Annotated in this window: 16 protein-coding genes and 2 pseudogenes; 6 read left to right on the top strand and 12 right to left on the bottom strand. The window is 57.3% G+C overall.

The features are described 5' to 3' along the window. The first annotated feature begins 1,502 nt into the window (after positions 1–1,502). Entirely contained in the window at positions 1,503–1,766 is a 264-nt protein-coding gene (locus X727_RS1000000168685) for a VanZ family protein (RefSeq protein WP_023835550.1), read from the top strand. Between the two features lie 1,001 nt (positions 1,767–2,767). Here X727_RS1000000168685 and X727_RS135385 read toward each other — a convergent pair. Next, entirely contained in the window at positions 2,768–3,004 is a 237-nt protein-coding gene (locus X727_RS135385; RefSeq protein ID WP_023835549.1) for a hypothetical protein, read from the bottom strand. Between X727_RS135385 and X727_RS1000000169880 the strand changes: the two genes are divergently transcribed. From X727_RS1000000169880 to X727_RS1000000169475, 3 genes and pseudogenes are all read left to right on the top strand, one after another. After that, positions 2,947–3,162: a glycosyl hydrolase 108 family protein gene (locus X727_RS1000000169880; RefSeq protein WP_348524287.1), complete on the top strand. Its 216-nt coding sequence runs from the start codon at positions 2,947–2,949 to the stop codon at positions 3,160–3,162. The two genes, X727_RS135385 and X727_RS1000000169880, sit on opposite strands and share 58 nt — an antisense overlap. A gap of 163 nt (positions 3,163–3,325) precedes the next feature. Further along, positions 3,326–3,526 (top strand): DUF1515 family protein, encoded by a 201-nt coding sequence (locus tag X727_RS1000000169480; RefSeq protein WP_023835548.1) that lies wholly within the window; start codon positions 3,326–3,328, stop codon positions 3,524–3,526. Continuing rightward, positions 3,489–3,666: pseudogene (locus X727_RS1000000169475) on the top strand (Crp/Fnr family transcriptional regulator); the annotation flags it as partial. The gene X727_RS1000000169480 and the pseudogene X727_RS1000000169475, both read left to right, overlap by 38 nt. A gap of 2,246 nt (positions 3,667–5,912) precedes the next feature. Here the strand turns inward: X727_RS1000000169475 and X727_RS0135145 are convergent. The 4 genes from X727_RS0135145 to hxsD form a co-directional block, all read right to left on the bottom strand. Then, positions 5,913–6,347 (bottom strand): PH domain-containing protein, encoded by a 435-nt coding sequence (locus tag X727_RS0135145; protein WP_280806465.1) that lies wholly within the window; start codon positions 6,345–6,347, stop codon positions 5,913–5,915. A 232-nt stretch (positions 6,348–6,579) separates the two neighbouring features. Beyond that, on the bottom strand, positions 6,580–7,746 hold the full coding sequence (hxsC, locus tag X727_RS0135140; protein WP_023835545.1) for a His-Xaa-Ser system radical SAM maturase HxsC: 1,167 nt from the start codon (positions 7,744–7,746) through the stop codon (positions 6,580–6,582). 1 nt (position 7,747) lies between these two features. After that, positions 7,748–9,166, bottom strand: a complete 1,419-nt coding sequence (gene hxsB, locus X727_RS135395) for a His-Xaa-Ser system radical SAM maturase HxsB (protein ID WP_196815033.1) — start codon at positions 9,164–9,166, stop codon at positions 7,748–7,750. Positions 9,167–9,197: 31 nt separating this feature from the next. Beyond that, complete coding sequence (gene hxsD / locus X727_RS135400; RefSeq protein WP_023672253.1) at positions 9,198–9,530, bottom strand: His-Xaa-Ser system protein HxsD; 333 nt, start codon at positions 9,528–9,530, stop codon at positions 9,198–9,200. 777 nt (positions 9,531–10,307) lie between these two features. Here hxsD and X727_RS1000000167535 point away from each other — a divergent pair. Continuing rightward, positions 10,308–10,676: a hypothetical protein gene (locus X727_RS1000000167535; protein ID WP_023750018.1), complete on the top strand. Its 369-nt coding sequence runs from the start codon at positions 10,308–10,310 to the stop codon at positions 10,674–10,676. 14 nt (positions 10,677–10,690) lie between these two features. Here X727_RS1000000167535 and X727_RS01000000165385 read toward each other — a convergent pair whose 3' ends face one another. The 4 genes and pseudogenes from X727_RS01000000165385 to X727_RS0135135 form a co-directional block, all read right to left on the bottom strand. Then, positions 10,691–10,951 carry a hypothetical protein gene (locus X727_RS01000000165385; protein WP_023672250.1) on the bottom strand — a complete coding sequence of 87 codons (261 nt, stop codon included), beginning with the start codon at positions 10,949–10,951 and terminating at the stop codon, positions 10,691–10,693. After that, positions 10,948–11,313: a hypothetical protein gene (locus X727_RS135415; protein WP_023672249.1), complete on the bottom strand. Its 366-nt coding sequence runs from the start codon at positions 11,311–11,313 to the stop codon at positions 10,948–10,950. Before X727_RS135415 ends, X727_RS01000000165385 begins: the two co-directional genes overlap by 4 nt. A gap of 23 nt (positions 11,314–11,336) precedes the next feature. Continuing rightward, entirely contained in the window at positions 11,337–11,573 is a 237-nt protein-coding gene (locus X727_RS135420; RefSeq protein ID WP_023672248.1) for a hypothetical protein, read from the bottom strand. Positions 11,574–11,648: 75 nt separating this feature from the next. Next, a pseudogene (locus tag X727_RS0135135) lies at positions 11,649–11,876 on the bottom strand (helix-turn-helix transcriptional regulator); the annotation flags it as partial. A gap of 534 nt (positions 11,877–12,410) precedes the next feature. On the opposite strand from X727_RS0135135, the gene X727_RS135425 reads away from it, so the two are divergent. Then, entirely contained in the window at positions 12,411–12,638 is a 228-nt protein-coding gene (locus X727_RS135425; protein ID WP_023672245.1) for a hypothetical protein, read from the top strand. A 278-nt stretch (positions 12,639–12,916) separates the two neighbouring features. Here the strand turns inward: X727_RS135425 and X727_RS135430 are convergent, their stop codons facing one another. From X727_RS135430 to X727_RS1000000169460, 3 genes are all read right to left on the bottom strand, one after another. Beyond that, the gene (locus X727_RS135430; RefSeq protein ID WP_023724595.1) at positions 12,917–14,230 is read right to left on the bottom strand and encodes an HlyD family type I secretion periplasmic adaptor subunit; all 1,314 of its coding nucleotides are present in this window, start codon (positions 14,228–14,230) and stop codon (positions 12,917–12,919) included. Beyond that, complete coding sequence (locus X727_RS1000000169470) at positions 14,217–14,483, bottom strand: hypothetical protein (protein WP_023698295.1); 267 nt, start codon at positions 14,481–14,483, stop codon at positions 14,217–14,219. The genes X727_RS135430 and X727_RS1000000169470 overlap by 14 nt, the downstream gene beginning before the upstream one ends. Positions 14,484–14,699: 216 nt before the next feature. Next, the gene (locus tag X727_RS1000000169460; protein ID WP_245274253.1) at positions 14,700–15,365 is read right to left on the bottom strand and encodes an ATP-binding cassette domain-containing protein; all 666 of its coding nucleotides are present in this window, start codon (positions 15,363–15,365) and stop codon (positions 14,700–14,702) included. Between the last annotated feature and the right edge of the window lie 146 nt (positions 15,366–15,511).

Genomic DNA, 15,511 nt, shown 5'->3' with positions numbered 1-15,511 from the left:
GACCAGACTAAACAGCGGTTTCGTCTGTTCGCCGCGACGCCGGCGATAATTGAATTCAGAAGGGCGTCGGCCCGGCTGCACAGCCGGGCCAAGGCTGGAAGAGTTCCGCTCCCGCCCAGCACGATACGCATCGCACCTGGGCGCAAGCGGTACCAATGGCTCGCCTATTCCGCCGCGCCTTTTCGGCAGGAAACCCTCGGCCTCATCACAATGGAGGGCGACATTCGCAGCNCCTGATGTTTGGGATTGTTGATGGACAGCCGCGAGTGGCCGCTGCTGGCCTAGCGTCTAGGATTGGAATATGTAAAGGCGAGATCACCAAGGCAGGAATGACCAGACTAAACAGCGGTTTCGTCTGTTAGCCGCGACGCCGGCGATAATTGAATTCAGAAGGGCGTCGGCCCGGCTGCACAGCCGGGCCAAGGCTGGAAGAGTTCCGCTCCCGCCCAGCCGTGCCCAGCACGATACGCATCGCACCTGGGCGCAAGCGGTACCAACGGCTCGCCTATTCCGCCGCGCCTTTTCGGCAGGAAACCCTCGGCCTCATCACAATGGAGGGCGACATTCGCAGCNGGCTCGCCTATTCCGCCGCGCCTTTTCGGCAGGAAACCCTCGGCCTCATCACAATGGAGGGCGACATTCGCAGCGCCCTATGGAACCATCCAGAGTGACATAGGCTGTTTCATGGAACTTCCTGATGACATCAGGAGGCCTGTTAAGCATGCCAGTTGTTCGCGCTCGTAGCTCAGATGCAGGTTGGAGCTCTGCCTAGTGCACCAGTATCGGAAGCGAGAACTAGGAACCGGGAGTGCTGCGGATAGATTGCCGCAGTCGAGCTTTTATCAGAGCATGGCAAGGGCTGCCTTTCTCTCCACGTTGGCGGTCGTCCTGTTGCTCGCGCTATTGCCAGACCACTTGCTGCACGCCCTCGGATTGGCCTTTACGTCTCATCACGACAAGCTCAACCACGCCGCCGCGTTCGCCACCTTGTCGGNGGCTCGCCTATTCCGCCGCGCCTTTTCGGCAGGAAACCCTCGGCCTCATCACAATGGAGGGCGACATTCGCAGCGCCCTATGGAACCATCCAGAGTGACATAGGCTGTTCATGGAACTTCCTGATGACATCAGGAGGCCTGTTAAGCATGCCAGTTGTTCGCGCTCATAGCTCAGATGCAGGTTGGAGCCCTTCCTAGTGCACCAGTATGAGAAGCGAGAACTAGGAACCGGGAGTGCTGCGAATAGATTGCCGCAGTCCAGCTTTCATCAGAGCATGGCAAGGGCTGCCTTTCTCTCCACGTTGGCAGTCGTCCTGCTGCTCGCGCTATTGCCAGACCACCTGCTGCACGCCCTCGGATTGGCCTTTACGTCTCATCACGACAAGCTCAACCACGCCGCCGCGTTCGCCACCTTGTCAGCTTTGGGTAGCCTCGGCTGGCCCCAACAGGTGGTCCGGCTGGCGGTTCTACTTGCTTTAACGGGCGCAGCGANTGCACGCCCTCGGATTGGCCTTTACGTCTCATCACGACAAGCTCAACCACGCCGCCGCGTTCGCCACCTTGTCGGCTTTGGGTAGCCTCGGCTGGCCCCAACAGGTGGTCCGGCTGGCGGTTCTACTTGCTTTAACGGGCGCAGCGATCGAAATCCTTCAATGCGTCACAGGGCGTGACATGAGTGTCTTCGACTGGTTTGCCGACTGCGCCGGAATGGCATACGGGCTGAGAACTATGAGCTGGGTGAACGAGATTCTAGGCGAACCGGTTATTTGATCGCCACAGGCTCCGCTTTACCGCCGCCGTCTTGGCCCCACTTGCCAGCCTCACGNCAGCTTTGGGTAGCCTCGGCTGGCCCCAACAGGTGGTCCGGCTGGCGGTTCTACTTGCTTTAACGGGCGCAGCGATTGAAATCCTTCAATGCGTCACAGGGCGTGACATGAGTGTCTTCGACTGGTTTGCCGACTGCGCCGGAATGGCATACGGGCTGAGAACTATGAGCTGGGTGAACGAGATTCTGGGCGAACCGGTTATTTGATCGCCACAGGCTCCGCTTTACCGCCGCCGTCTTGGCCCCACTTGCCAGCCTCACGCCCGGGGCCGCCTTCGATCACCCTCGCTATTTCAATTTCCGACGCAAAGGCCGATAGCAAGGCGAATGGGTTTCAGGCCGCTCACCATTTAGACTTAGGTCCGATTCTTTCGCGCAAATGGCCGAAGCCGGAAACATTTCTCCTTCTACTTTGTTGCAGTGGCCGTGCCGCTGAGGAGAACATGCACAGTGCCTCTATCAAATGAACTGCGCGACGTACCGATAGAATTCCAATGCCCCTCCTGTTCGTGCCCAATGGTGAGAAGGGGATCCTGGATGAAAACGATTGCCGGTTTCAGCTGCGATAGCTGCAGGTCCAGAGTGCGGATCGGCTACGAAGCGAAGCTGGCCATATTCGACCGGCACCTTAAGCGACGCGCGCCGGATCTGGGCCGACGACCAATGGAGTGCGATCCCGGCAACGGTTCCTGAGAGTGTGTCGGCAATTCAAGCNGCGCGCCGGATCTGGGCCGACGACCAATGGAGTGCGATCCCGGCAACGGTTCCTGAGAGTGTGTCGGCAATTCAAGCTCCAACTGCTTGCGGTCTGCCGCAAGTCCAAGCTTTCATCTGGTCGCAGGGTCAGGCGGCTCTTTCGTCCGTACGGAACCGATGATGGCGAGAGGTTTCGATGCGCTCGGAGCACCGAGCAGGTCGACACGTTTTTCATAGCGACCACCAATCTCTAGCTGGCCGCTCCGACGCTCTGACGAGGTGCGAGCAACTTGATCTTCAATAGTCTTTTTCGAGCCAGCATGCGCGCCAATGATAGCGTCGACAGGTCGATAATGAGGTCGTCGATCGCGCCCGCCAAGACACTGGACCCGCGCCCAAATTGATGCACCAGCGCCAGCACTTCCTTAAGTGCCGTCGAGGCTTCACCCGCATCCAGCAGCGCCTCGATGTCATCGAAAACCTGCATCCCGACCCTCCCGCTTTAAAACGGTGGCAATTTCGCGCGAAAAGAAAGCGCCTGCCAAAGTGCTCGCGCACGAAGGCGGCTATTCAAACAACAAGAAAGACCCTGGTGGCCCAACGATGAAGGGCGTCCATGGAGGGCGTTCAGCGAGACGCAACTGAGATTCGGCGCGACATTAAAGGACGGCGATGCTTCAGCCGCGCTCTCTTACGAGCAATCCGAGCAGCGCCCAGCCGCCAGCCAATCGAAGATGTACGCCAAGACCGATAAGCTGGCGGAGCGTTTTGCCGAGACTGAAGACGCGGTGAATCGCTCAGCGAAGACATGACCGAGGTGGAGGCGGTCTCTGCCGAGGTGACCCGGTGGAAGTTGATGGGCCTCGGCGCATTGGGCGTCACTGGCATGGCAGCGGCGGCGCTCGCCTCGCTTAGTTACGCCCTGTTGGTCTATCTGGCGCGTGCTGCGCGGCGGATGACGAGCAGGCGGCATAGTCGACAGGCTCTCAAGATGGCTGATGATGTGTGATGATCGCGTCGACGGGAACAGCTTTGCGATTACGCACGAGTTCTTATCAGTTATGCTCGGTGTCNCTAATTGCGCTGGCTGATGGGTCATATGGCAGGGCTGAAGCCGAATACGCTCGGCTAGTCGGCAAACTGCATTGACGGCAGACGCCGCCCCCGTGCACAGTTCCCCTGCAACAGAGCCCGCCGGCTGAGCCACGGGTGTTTTTGCGCCAGGCGGGAACATTCCCGCTCTGAGGCTGTTTCGCTACAGCCGGCGCGTTCTTCAGCGGTCCGTGCCGGTGACCAAGATGCGTCCCTCACTCGTCATGGGATGGCCCGCGCAGCCTCGGAAGCAGGCGCGGAACCTGGCCCATAGCGCATCCTTTGATTCGGACGAAAAGTATGCGCCATCAAAGCCTGGGATCAAACACCTNGCGGAACCTGGCCCATAGCGCATCCTTTGATTCGGACGAAAAGTATGCGCCATCAAAGCCTGGGATCAAACACCTAGCCATTCCCCAACGGCTCGGACAAATCCGGTTCCCGGCGGCGTTCCCGTCGTTCTTCAACGAACAGCTTCGGTGTGCTCGTCCCACTCAAGGGGCGTTGTCCCGCGCTCTTGACGAAACTTTCCAAACTCCTTGCGCAGGTCGGCAAGGTCCAATGCCCAAAGATGCTCACTGCTTCCGGGGTTCGACAAAGCGCTCACCAGTTCCGTCCGCTCTCTCGGAATTAAGTTGGCTTCGCGGTTGAGCCTTCAAGGTGGCATTGCGAGATAATTTGCTCGCTTGCTAATATGCCTATATCTTAGGCAGAGAGTGGGGGTCTCATATCTTCCCGCAGTGGCCGGTGCGGTTAAGCCCCACAAGCACCCCCAACTGCACCGGCCATGTCCCACGGCTGGGTATGGTCTTTGCGCTCGGCATATCTTTTCAAGAGCTTCCGTGAAGCCTGACGCAAATTTGTTGCTGCTGCGAGCCGCACCCCCCGTTTGGCGGAGCTTCGTATATCTCTCGCTTTACGACGATCTTATCCGAAGTGATTAGGCGAGCTAGGCGCTTCAGCGAGCTGCCACTACCTCGTAGGCGTCCAAAGCTTCTTGGTGTGCCGATGCCGAAAAGCAACCCAGCGGCCGGTCCATAAACGGCCAGCAAGTCGAAGTCCTGGGCTCCATCCGTAGGATGGGTCGACGAGCGGGTCGAACAGTGGCGCGCGCGCCCCCGAGAGGAAGAGGGAATGTCTTATAACGGAGCGTCCGCAAGTGTCGGACGCTTACCGGGCTGCCCAGCGCAACCCTGCTGAACCCGACGCTTTGGTGTCACTTCCAAGTATACCCTGATGTGCAACAACAACATATGCGCAAATCGAAAGCCGTCCGGCTTACCGGTCAAGAACTGGAGCGCCGCTAAGACGAAAAAGCATCTCGCTGTAGGGTAGCCGAGCAAGGATCTTGCCGTGGTTGGCAATTGCCGCAGCTGTCATTCCTCTACATAGGAGACTGACGCCCCCTTGGGTTCGTTGGCAGATGGCATCCGGACTGTCAACGAGATGCAGATCCGGAACCCCATATACTATGGCAGTTACACCCTCAGGAATGGCTCCGATCGGTTGAACTACCAATATGCGCACACCGAGCAGCCACCCTATGATAATGGCGGCTACGCAACCAGTGCAGCCAAAGACGCCGAACTTCTTCATCGCATCGCACCTATTCCCCGCATCCCATCATAGTACCTGATGGCGTGATGGTGCATTCGTTGCCTTCAGTGTCCACGGAATGAGTTCCGGTGCTGTCTCTCCAGGAGCGAATGGAGTAGGAGTTTCCTTCGCTATCGCTACTGGTGACCTCTTGGCCTCCGTTCGGAAAGCGAAGAGTTTCGGTGTCAATCGAATAGTTATTCCCTTCGGTATCGTACGATCTCACATGTTGATCCCCATTTTTACCGGAATAGGAATCTGTGCAGACCCTGTAGTCGCTTTCACCCAAGCAATCAGCGTATGCGGAAGCGGTGCAGCCGAGTAGAAATGCTGCCGTCAACGATGACGTTTACTTTCATTGAATTTCCTCGATAAAAACACTAAAGCCCCATCAACAGTCATAACGGCTCTGGGGGCGAGGGACCGCAGCGGCTAGGTATCCTTGAAATTAAACCGCCTATCAAGCCAATCTGCGCCTCTGAAATATACCGCACTCGAGTGCCACGAGTTATTCAAGGTAAGCGTCCAGGCCCAAAGGCTTATGGATACAAGTGCACCAATCCACCCGTACAGCAGAGCTGCCGCAAAAAGCGATGGGGTCGACATAACGAGTATCCACCACTCCCAAATGAAGCGCAGGGTAATACCGACGCAAAAATAAACTGAGATGAAGAGTATAATCCCGACAACGACCCCTATAAAGTCCATTATCCCGTCAGTATTTTTCTTTTTTGCTGTTCGAATTCTTGATCTGTGATGATTCCGTTCGCCTTCAAAGCGCCGAGACGCTCAAGCATTGACACCACGTCGGTACCCTGCGGTTGATTGTAGACTGGAGCTGGCTGCCTTCTCTGCTCCAGTGCATCCCTAACCTTATTGACGAATTTGACAACAGTCTTCTTCCAAACGTTGCTGATGTGCCGCTGCGAAGCTCCGTCTTCGATGGTGATCAAACCAAAGATGAGCCCCGTTTTGCCGCTAACAGCATTTACCTTGTCAAGGCCTATGCTGGCCTGCTTCAGGCCGTAGATCATTCCTTTGTCGAGAAAGATGATACGTCGGTCTGTCAGGGTGATGAGCCACGTGTCGCCGTCCATGAGCCCAGAAGTGAATGCCAATACCTGCTCACCGTCTGAAAGAATCTCCGGAAGGTGATTTAGCTCTTTCTTTGTAAAAAATTGATCGTCGCCGATTTCATCGGCGATACGTTTATACTCAATTCGAAGCTCCGCCTTGGACGCATTTTTAAAATCGAAGGTGATATTCTCTCCAATCGCTATCCGAGTCAGCAGCGCACAGATTGTATTTCTAAGATTTAGGCTAGGTTATCCCACCGGGGGACCGGCTTTCGTAATTTTCAACCAATCTGATGTTCTATTTTGTTTGAAACGCCGAGATATGGGAGCTTCGTGCAAGGTGGCTAGATGAAAAGAAGCCACCACATTCGGCGCGCTTGGAGCAGCTTGTGCACTCGTTCAAGTACGCATTTTTCCAGTCACTAATCGACCGCTTTGCATACTTGTGGATAGAGCCATCAAGAAGACAGAGCTGGTGATTGTAGACTGAAACATTGATCCTAGCCGCAGCCAGATATTGCACAGCCGCCCGCAACTCACTTCGATAGTCGTACGGGTCCATCCAGAGCTTATCCATATTTGCCCTTGTGAAGCCAGTGATCTCCAGTCCCATAAACGTCACGTGGTCTACGAAGGTGAGGTTTCTAAAAATGAAATCTGACAGGTCGACGAGACCTTCATAGGTCTGCTTGTGAACGACAACTCGTATCTCAACCTCGGCCCCGACGGCCTTCAGGTTCATGATCCCGCGGATGGTCTCATCGAAGGCGCCTTTGGACTGAACCACGTAGTCGTGAACTTCCGGGTCGGCGGAATAGATCGGTATGCCGACCGAAAGACGAGGATGTCCAATCCCTTGATAGCGCTCTGCGAATTGCCGATCCTTGAACGTCCGGCCATTGGAAAGAATATGAACCGGCGTAGACGGAAGGTGGTCACGAGCTGATGACAAAATGTCAAAAAAGTCCTCACCCACCAGCGTTGGCTCACCGCCAGTGATCCCGAGAAACGGGGTCGTTACGGGCAGCAGGGGCAGCACATCCAAAATCTCCCTCGCCAACCAGCGATCATCAACGTCTTTGGGTGGCTGGGAGCACATCAAACACAGGTGGTTGCACCGCTCCGTTACGAGGAAATAGTTCGCGTTGGCATCCTTTCTGAACAGGACACGCACTGCCTTCCGATCCGGCACAAAGCGGATGACGTCTCCTTCGCAAAGGTAGTCGAACTCGTGGGGCAGAACGACTAGTCGTCGGTCTGAAAACAGTCGCTCAGCTTCCGGCCGATGCTCCTCAAAGGTGACAACCCACTGGCATTCAGGATGAAACGTCTGCCCCTTGAAAAGGTACGCATCATGTTCTCGGTTAGGCGCTTGGTCAGCTTGGCCCGTCACGAGCCTAAGTGCCACTCGCTGTGAGAAATCACCGACGCTTGCTGACGCAGCGAAGCCACTCAGTCGCAACATCCTAATTCGCCCAACTTAGAAAGAGTTCTCGGGCGGTAACGTCCCTCTCCATAAGGCCGATCAGCCTCTTGAAGATCGACATATTGCGATTGCAGAATCCCGACCGCGTTTTGAGGCCAACAAAGTCGCCCTGCGTTGCGGTATGGAATACTGGATCGGAGCCACAGAACGGCTCGTAAGCGCAGTCGGCGCACATCGGTACGGAGCCTGCAAAAGATTGCTCGATAGGATCGAGGAGAGCGTCGGACCCGAAAATCTCGCCATAGGTGTTTTCGTGGACATTCCCGAGCAGAAATGTCTTGTCGCCCATTTCGGCCAACATTCGTGCTTCGTCGGACGCGTAGACGCTGGCGTCATAGTTATAGACGACGGCGGAGATACCGATGCCTGCCGGGCTCATAAGATCCACATATCCTGGCTCGAAAGGCGTGAGCATCTTTGTAAGGATGGTGGCCGCGTAAAACTCCTTGAAAGGAATGCCGTTACGGTTCAGTTCCAGGATGTAATTCAGCCCGTCGAAGTAGAAATCGAGCCAGCGGTCCACGTCATAGGCTGCGTACGATTTCGTCTTGACCGCGAAGCCGTAAGGGGAAAGCGGCCGAAGGAATATTCCGGGGAAATCTAGCCGCACGTATTCGTCAATGATCTCGCGCGCCAGTGGAAGACTGGCTTTGGTCGTTGTCATAAGTGCGCTGACGCGTTCATGGCCGAGAGCCAGTCTGGCCTTGTGGATACCTGCCACAGCCAATTCGTAGCTGTTCTTTCCCGGGCGCGGTCGATTGGCATTGTGAAGAGTGGCCGGTCCGTCGAGCGACGTTGAAATTAGAATCCTGTGCACGCGACAGAATTCCAAGATTTCGTCGGTGATGACGGCGAGATTCGTCGTGATGACGAATTGCAGCGACCGCCCGGCGACCTTGTTGATCGCTTCAGCCCGATGCACGACGTGTTGGATCAACGGGAAATTCAGGAGCGGCTCGCCGCCTTGGAACTCGATCTTGATAGCCGGACTTGGAGACTGGAAAATGAGCGCCAACGCCTTCTCGGCAGTCTCCTCTGACATATCGAAGGCTGAACGATCTTCGCTTTGGCGAGATACCTGACAGTAGGGGCAGGAGTGCTCGCACCGCAAAGACACGACCATGATGTGAAGCGATGTGAAGTTCTCAAGCCTTCTTGCCTTGGTCCGAACCTTCAGCGCCAGCAGCTCCTTGCCGATATTGGAGGATGCATCAAAGAGGAACTGCCTGCTGCGCAGGCGGGAGTAGGCGGGGTGTGTGCTGGGAAGCTCGTGCCTGATAAACGAAGCCAGCACGGCGCGCGGCAATAGCAGATATTCGCCCGCTTGGTTGGTCAGCACATACCGCTCGTCGTCCAACTGGGAAAAACGAAAGTACGCGAGCTGATAAGTGTCGTCCAACGGTCGTTGGAACTCAGTTGCCGGAGCAAACTTAGTCATCGGACTGCAGGCCCGATCTGGAAAACGCAAGCGCCAGTATCGCGTTTCTAACAGTGGCGGTTTCGGCGGCGATGCTGCTACGCAGGTCCTGATCCAAGACCTCTAGCCGCAGTCTTTCTACCGCTGCGTCGGCCGAAGTTCGCGCGGCCGCCTTGCTGAAGTTGATCGTGCATACTGCGAAGCCGCCCTCGATCGTGATCTCAACCGCAGCGTTGCCGGTTACCCGATACGCTGCGCGCTTTACACAGTCGAGGCTGAAGACTGACAGATCAAACTTGACTTGGGCAGTCTGGACGAGCTCGCTCTCGCGAGGGGTGTCCGCCATCAACAATAGCTGTAGCCAGAGCAGTGAGACCCGTGACTAGCATGGCTCGAATGGCTGGTGTGGTACGCCATGATAACGTCCGTACCATTTGAGCGATCTAGCACCTCACCGTAGCCGAGGTCCGCCGGGACAGTGCCAGCTTCAGCGAGCTTGGTCGAAGGCTGATTTGCCGATTCGACAAGGACTGCAGCCTGAACTTGGCCGCCGAGAATCATCGTGGCCGACAAGGCCATTGGTGACAGGAAATTGCGTTTCGACATTATCCAAACCCCCGTTTGTACGGACTCATTAGCAAAACGCGCCAAGCCGGACAAGTACCGCTTGTGGAGAAGTGCTTAAGGGACCACTAATGTTCCGGGTCAAATACTTGTATTGTGGAGTTGACGGGGTCCGTCTTCTGAGCGCAATCGATCGCAGAAGCGGCCCGACGATGCTCTTTTGCAGCCGCTTCGGCTGCCGCCAGAAAGCGCTCGGATTTCAGCCCGAGATAGCTGTTCGGAAGGTTTGGTTCTGGGCCATTGGCGATCTCCGCTTGATGGGGTTCGCCGCAACGCGGACCATAGTCCTACATGCCACGCTGCCTGACCTCCTGGCCTACTCTCACGGGAGCGATAGGGCCAGGCGCCAAGCGCCACCATCAGGAGGGAAGCGGTCGTGCCGACCATGTCTCGCGCCTGAGCGTCGCGGGCGCCGCATCAAGGAAGCGGGCTACAGCGCTGCGGCCTGATACTGGACTCCCGGCTTCAGACGATGCATTCTCGCCTCGGGGAAGGGATCATGGGCAATTCTGTTCATGCCAGGAGGTTGCAGAGGCGACGGCCTTGGTGGCGCTCGCTTTTCCGCTATCGTCTCGCCGCCGTTCTGGTGATGCTCGGGGCGACTTCCGCGGGCTATCTTGCAGTCGGCGACGATCGGCACGAGCTGCCGCGCGTTCACCATGGCGGCGATTCGTCGGCCAGCAACGCGGCTGTCCGCGAGGCGGGCTGCGATATCAAGGGCAACATTAACGAGCGCGGCGAGCATATCTACCATATGCCGGGGCAGGAATATTACTCTGCTACGCGCGTCAACCCAGCTCGAGGAGAGCGCTGGTTCTGCTCACAATGGGAAGCGTGGTGGGCGGGCTGGCGGAAAGCGAAAGTGTAGCGATTGCCTTTAGACTACACCTTCAGTTGCTCGATGCGCGTGCTCTTTATTGGAAGTTCGAACATCGCGCCGCCCGCGAGTTCCGGGTAATGCGTCGATCGCCAGAGATGACGATCCAACGCCCCCTCCGTGCTCAGCTGGGCGATCCAGGCCACATCTTTCACGCCGGGGCCGAACTTCTCTCTGATATGGACGATCTCATGCTCCCCGGCGAACAGGGCATTTAGCGAACGGGCGAGAGCGGGCGACAGGTTTTCGTCGACCAGGGCTTTCACGCGGCACTCTGAAGGCTCTCTTCGAATTTCATGGCGTCTCTAACAGCGGTAGCTGAGACATCGAAAAGGCGCGCCACCTTTTCCACAAATCCTTCGGCTTCTACAGCTTGCGCAAGCGCCACGGTCGGGACGCCATATTTGGAGGCGATCGGCTGACCGAACGAACGATGGGGGTCGATCACGATGGACTGCTTGCCATTGAAGGGCCGCCAGCGCGCCACCGCGTCATCCTCGATATCCAGGTCTTTGAACGTCCGCTCTATGCAGGAATGCAGCCAGAGCGACGCGGCAAAGCCCATCGGGACGCGCCAGCCTAGGTCTTCCTCCCCCCGCTGCATGCCAGACGTATTGTCCTTGGGCATCGCGCCGCTCCATCGGCGAGGCGTCAGTTCGTCTCGTCTACGATACTGTCATAGTCGCGGCCGATCAGTAGCAGCACGAAGCCGCAGGGCACTGTCACGCTGGTGAGGGCAATAAGGCCGAGCCATCCATAGTCCGGCTTCGCAAAATAGTAGTACCAGCTAATCGCCTGCACCAGCGGAGACACGATCAACATCCAAGCACCCCATTTGCCATCCGTGTTGAGCCGGATCGTTGTCGTCGCCCGATATCTGATTGCCATACGTATGCCCTCCCGTTCCTCAAAAGGCAGCTTCGCGTCGGTTGAGCGCGAACGCAAGCGCCGGCCCGGCTACGGCTTTGCGAGCCTCACGCCGGCGCCTCCTCCATTCTGCGGAATGAGCTCAACCCCGGCAGCCTCCAGAGCGGCCTGCAGGTCGACCAACGTGCGGTCGTATGGCGTCCGCTTGCCAGCTTCGAAATTGGCAATGGTCGTCTTGGCCACCTGGGAGGCCGCTGCCAGCTGATCCTGCGACCATCCAACAAGCGCCCGGGCTGCCCGGCATTGAGATGGCGAAAGTGTCATTTTAGTTAAACCTTACATTAAAGTGACTGTACGATACGTGCAGCCTTATACCATTAGTGCAAACGTTATCGCAAATGCAGACCCAAATGCCTAACACCCCTCTTCTGGAGGCCGGCGAAGCTATGGCCGCTGCCTTCCCTTTAGAAGATTTTCCCGCGCCCTGCTCGGTGCCATCGCCTCTATTCCGGCCATAAGAGGCGCGGCCGCGGCGCATGTCTCGCCGCAACCGGCGCCTCTGCCCTCCGAGGAGGAACTGCTGCAAGCCTACAGTGAGTGGCTGTTCTTCGAACGTCTGCTGCTTATGCGCGACATCTACCCTCGCGAGCGCAACCCCTACCGCCAAACAGCCCTCGTGCCCTGCAACACTCTTGCGGCGCATTACCATTTCCCGCTACGATGACCGAGAGTTGTAGCCCGACATGGGAAACGGTGCCCTCGCCAGCCACGCGTGCGCTGCTCGTCTTGCAGACTGTCGGCATTGACTTCAGGCCGCTGAGTGAACGGCAATGATCTTTCGTTCAGAAGGAAACTGCCATGCGAACGACCGAAGGTGATCGACCGCCTTCCGGCTGGTTTGTGGTCGACGTGATGCGCCGCGAAGCCCGGAAGTGGGACTGGGCGGCGCTTGTGACCGATACGCATCCTGACGATCTAGAAGCTCGGATCTTTGCGAAGCAGTGCTGGGTCCCCATTCCCGGCAAGCACCGAAACCGAGATGCGGCTTGGGATATGTTCGAGGCGATGTCAGCCACGCGGCACTGACTGACTTTCATTCCGCAGAAGAGAAACGAACAGCCCGCTGCGGCTGGTGGCGGGTTTTTCATGTCGCGTTTCATGTCGCGTCCATCAGCCGCGCACCAGTAAAAACCGTTGGAAACCAAGGATACTCAGTTGCAACATGGTGCAACATCAGCTGAATATTACAGAAACAAGCGGTGCCCAGAGGCAAGTAGGAAATGTCTGTGCTTTCAGATCTTACCACGCACATAGCATGCGGACAACCAACAGAAATAGCAACAATAGATTCCTGTGGGGTTATTTCATTCCTCCCGGAATGTCCGACTGATTTGGTCCGACAGCGGCTTCACGAAATAGGAAAGCGCCGTACGCTCACCCGTCTGGACCATCGCTTCGGCCGGCATACCGGGCACGAGCGTCAGGCCCTTGAGCTTCGTCAGTTCCGCCTGCGGAACCGACAGGCGCACCAGGTAGTACGAAATGCCGTTTTTTTCATCCGTCGCCAGATCGGCTGCGATCCGGCTGACATATCCGTTCAATATCGGCGTGGTTCTCAGATTGAAGGCTGACATCCGCAGCACGGCCTTGTGACCAAGCTGGATTTGGTCGATGTCCTTCGGGGTGATTCGTACTTCAAGCGCAAGATCGTCGCCTTCCGGCACGATTAGCATGATCGGATCGGCGGGCGTGATCACTCCGCCGACCGTATGAATTGCGAGTTGTTGAATGGTGCCTGACTGCGGCGCGACGATATCGATCCGCCGCAGTTCCTGTTCAACCGCCACCTTGCGCTCAACATACTCCCCGACCTGCGCCTGAACCTCTCTGAGCTCCTGGCCCACTTCCGACTTGAAATCCTGATCGATCTGCGGGATCTGCAGGCGCGTTTCGGCTATGCGGGCTGCCGTCTGTGCCTGATCTGCGATCTTCTCACCGCGTTCGCCACCGAAAGTGGCAACCTGGATCTTCAGGCTGTTCAACCGTTGGTCCGAGACAATGCCTTGGTTGCGCAGCCCACTTAGAACAGCAATTTCCTTTTGGAGAACCTCGATCATTTTTTCACAGGCAATTTCCTGCGCCTTGAGTCCTTCGATCTCGTGGTGATATTGAGTAATGCGTTCCGCCAATTGCGCCTGCTTCCCGTCGCGGGATTGCCTGCGGAATTCGAACAGCAACGTCTCGCTATCTATTGCCGAAGCTACGTCCGGAACATCTCTTCGGGCGAGTAGCCAGTCCGGGAAGGGGATTTCCGCGAGATCGTCACGCTCAGCATCGAGTCGAGCTAGGTAGGCGGCCAGCTCATCGAGCCGCTTGGTGACTATGGCGAGATTAGCGCGCGCCTGGGTGGCATCGAGCCGCATGAGGATGTCGCCGGCTTTTACCTTATCGCCTTCGCGCACCAGGATTTCTCCCACCACCCCGCCAGTCGGGTGCTGCACCTTCTTGACATAGGAAACGACGACAAAGTGTCCGGACGCTACAACCGCACCGGAGAGATTCGTGAAGTTCGCCCAGGCTCCGGCTCCTCCCACAAAGATCACGCTCGCCAGAAAGCCCGCCACCAGGTGGCGGCGAATGGAGCTTGAAACGTCATTGTTCTGATCAATGCCGGACACCGGTATCCTCCATGTCAGCGCGCTCTGCCACGTTATCCTGTGTAGACTCGATGGCCTTCAGGACTTTGGAAGGCGCACCGAATGATCGCTGCCGTCCACCTTCCATCACCAACACCAAATCCACGGCGCGGATGACGCTCGGCTGATGGCAGACAACAACCGCAATGCCCTTGCGCTCGCGCACAGAGGCGATCGCCTTAGCGACTGCAGCTTCGCCTTCCGCGTCGAGATGGATATTGGGTTCATCCAGCACGACAAGGAAAGGGTCTCGATAAAGGGCACGGGCAAGACCGATAAGCTGGCGCTGCCCGGCGGAAAGTGCCGATCCGACCTCACCAATCGGAGTTTCGTATCCGTGCTCAAATCGGAGNCGTGCGTGCCCGCTGCTTTCGCCGCGGCGACAATAGCCTCAGGGTCAGGATCATGTTCAAAACGAGCAATGTTTTCGGCAATGGTGCCGTCGAACAGTTCAACACCTTGCGGCAGATAGCCGATATGACGGCCTAGTGCTTCCCGGTCCCATTGATCGAGGCTTGCGCTGTCGATGCGAACCTTCCCGGCGACNGCCGATATGACGGCCTAGTGCTTCCCGGTCCCATTGATCGAGGCTTGCGCTGTCGATGCGAACCTTCCCGGCGACCGGCGTCCATGCGCCGACGATGGCGCGCGAGAGTGTCGACTTGCCCGAGCCCGATGGACCGATGACCCCGAGTGCGCTTCCCGCCTGAATGGCAAACGCAATGCCGGTCACGGTCGGCTTGCTTTCGCCGGGCGGAACAATTGTCACGCTTTCGAGGCGCAGTTCGCGTTCAGGTGCAGGCATAGGCACAACAGGAGCGGTTTCAGGAACCTTTTCCAAGAGGTCCTCCAGCCGCGCCCAACTCTGGCGCGCCATGAGGAAGGGTTTCCAGCTTGAAATGGCCAGATCGACCGGAGCCAGCGCACGCCCCATCATGATCGAACTGACAATCATGACCCCGGCCGTAGCCTCCTGCCTGACGACAAGGTACGCACCGACGGTAAGAATGGCCGATTGCACCTGCAGGCGCAAGTCGGCATTGCAACGCGCTGCTTGCAGCAGACCATTGCGTGCCATGTTGTGGGCAACGGTATCGCTTATCGGCCCTNTCGGCATTGCAACGCGCTGCTTGCAGCAGACCATTGCGTGCCATGTTGTGGGCAACGGTATCGCTTATCGGCCCTTGCGTGAGAGTGTTGGCAAGGAGTGTCAGAGATGTGAGACCGACCGCCCCGATAAGTGCCGTCATGCCGATCCAGAAA

Source organism: Mesorhizobium sp. L103C105A0 (assembly GCF_000502215.1).
In the GTDB taxonomy this organism is placed as follows: domain Bacteria; phylum Pseudomonadota; class Alphaproteobacteria; order Rhizobiales; family Rhizobiaceae; genus Mesorhizobium.
Note: the sequence above shows the minus strand (reverse complement) of the source record. Positions and strands in the feature narration are given on the sequence as shown.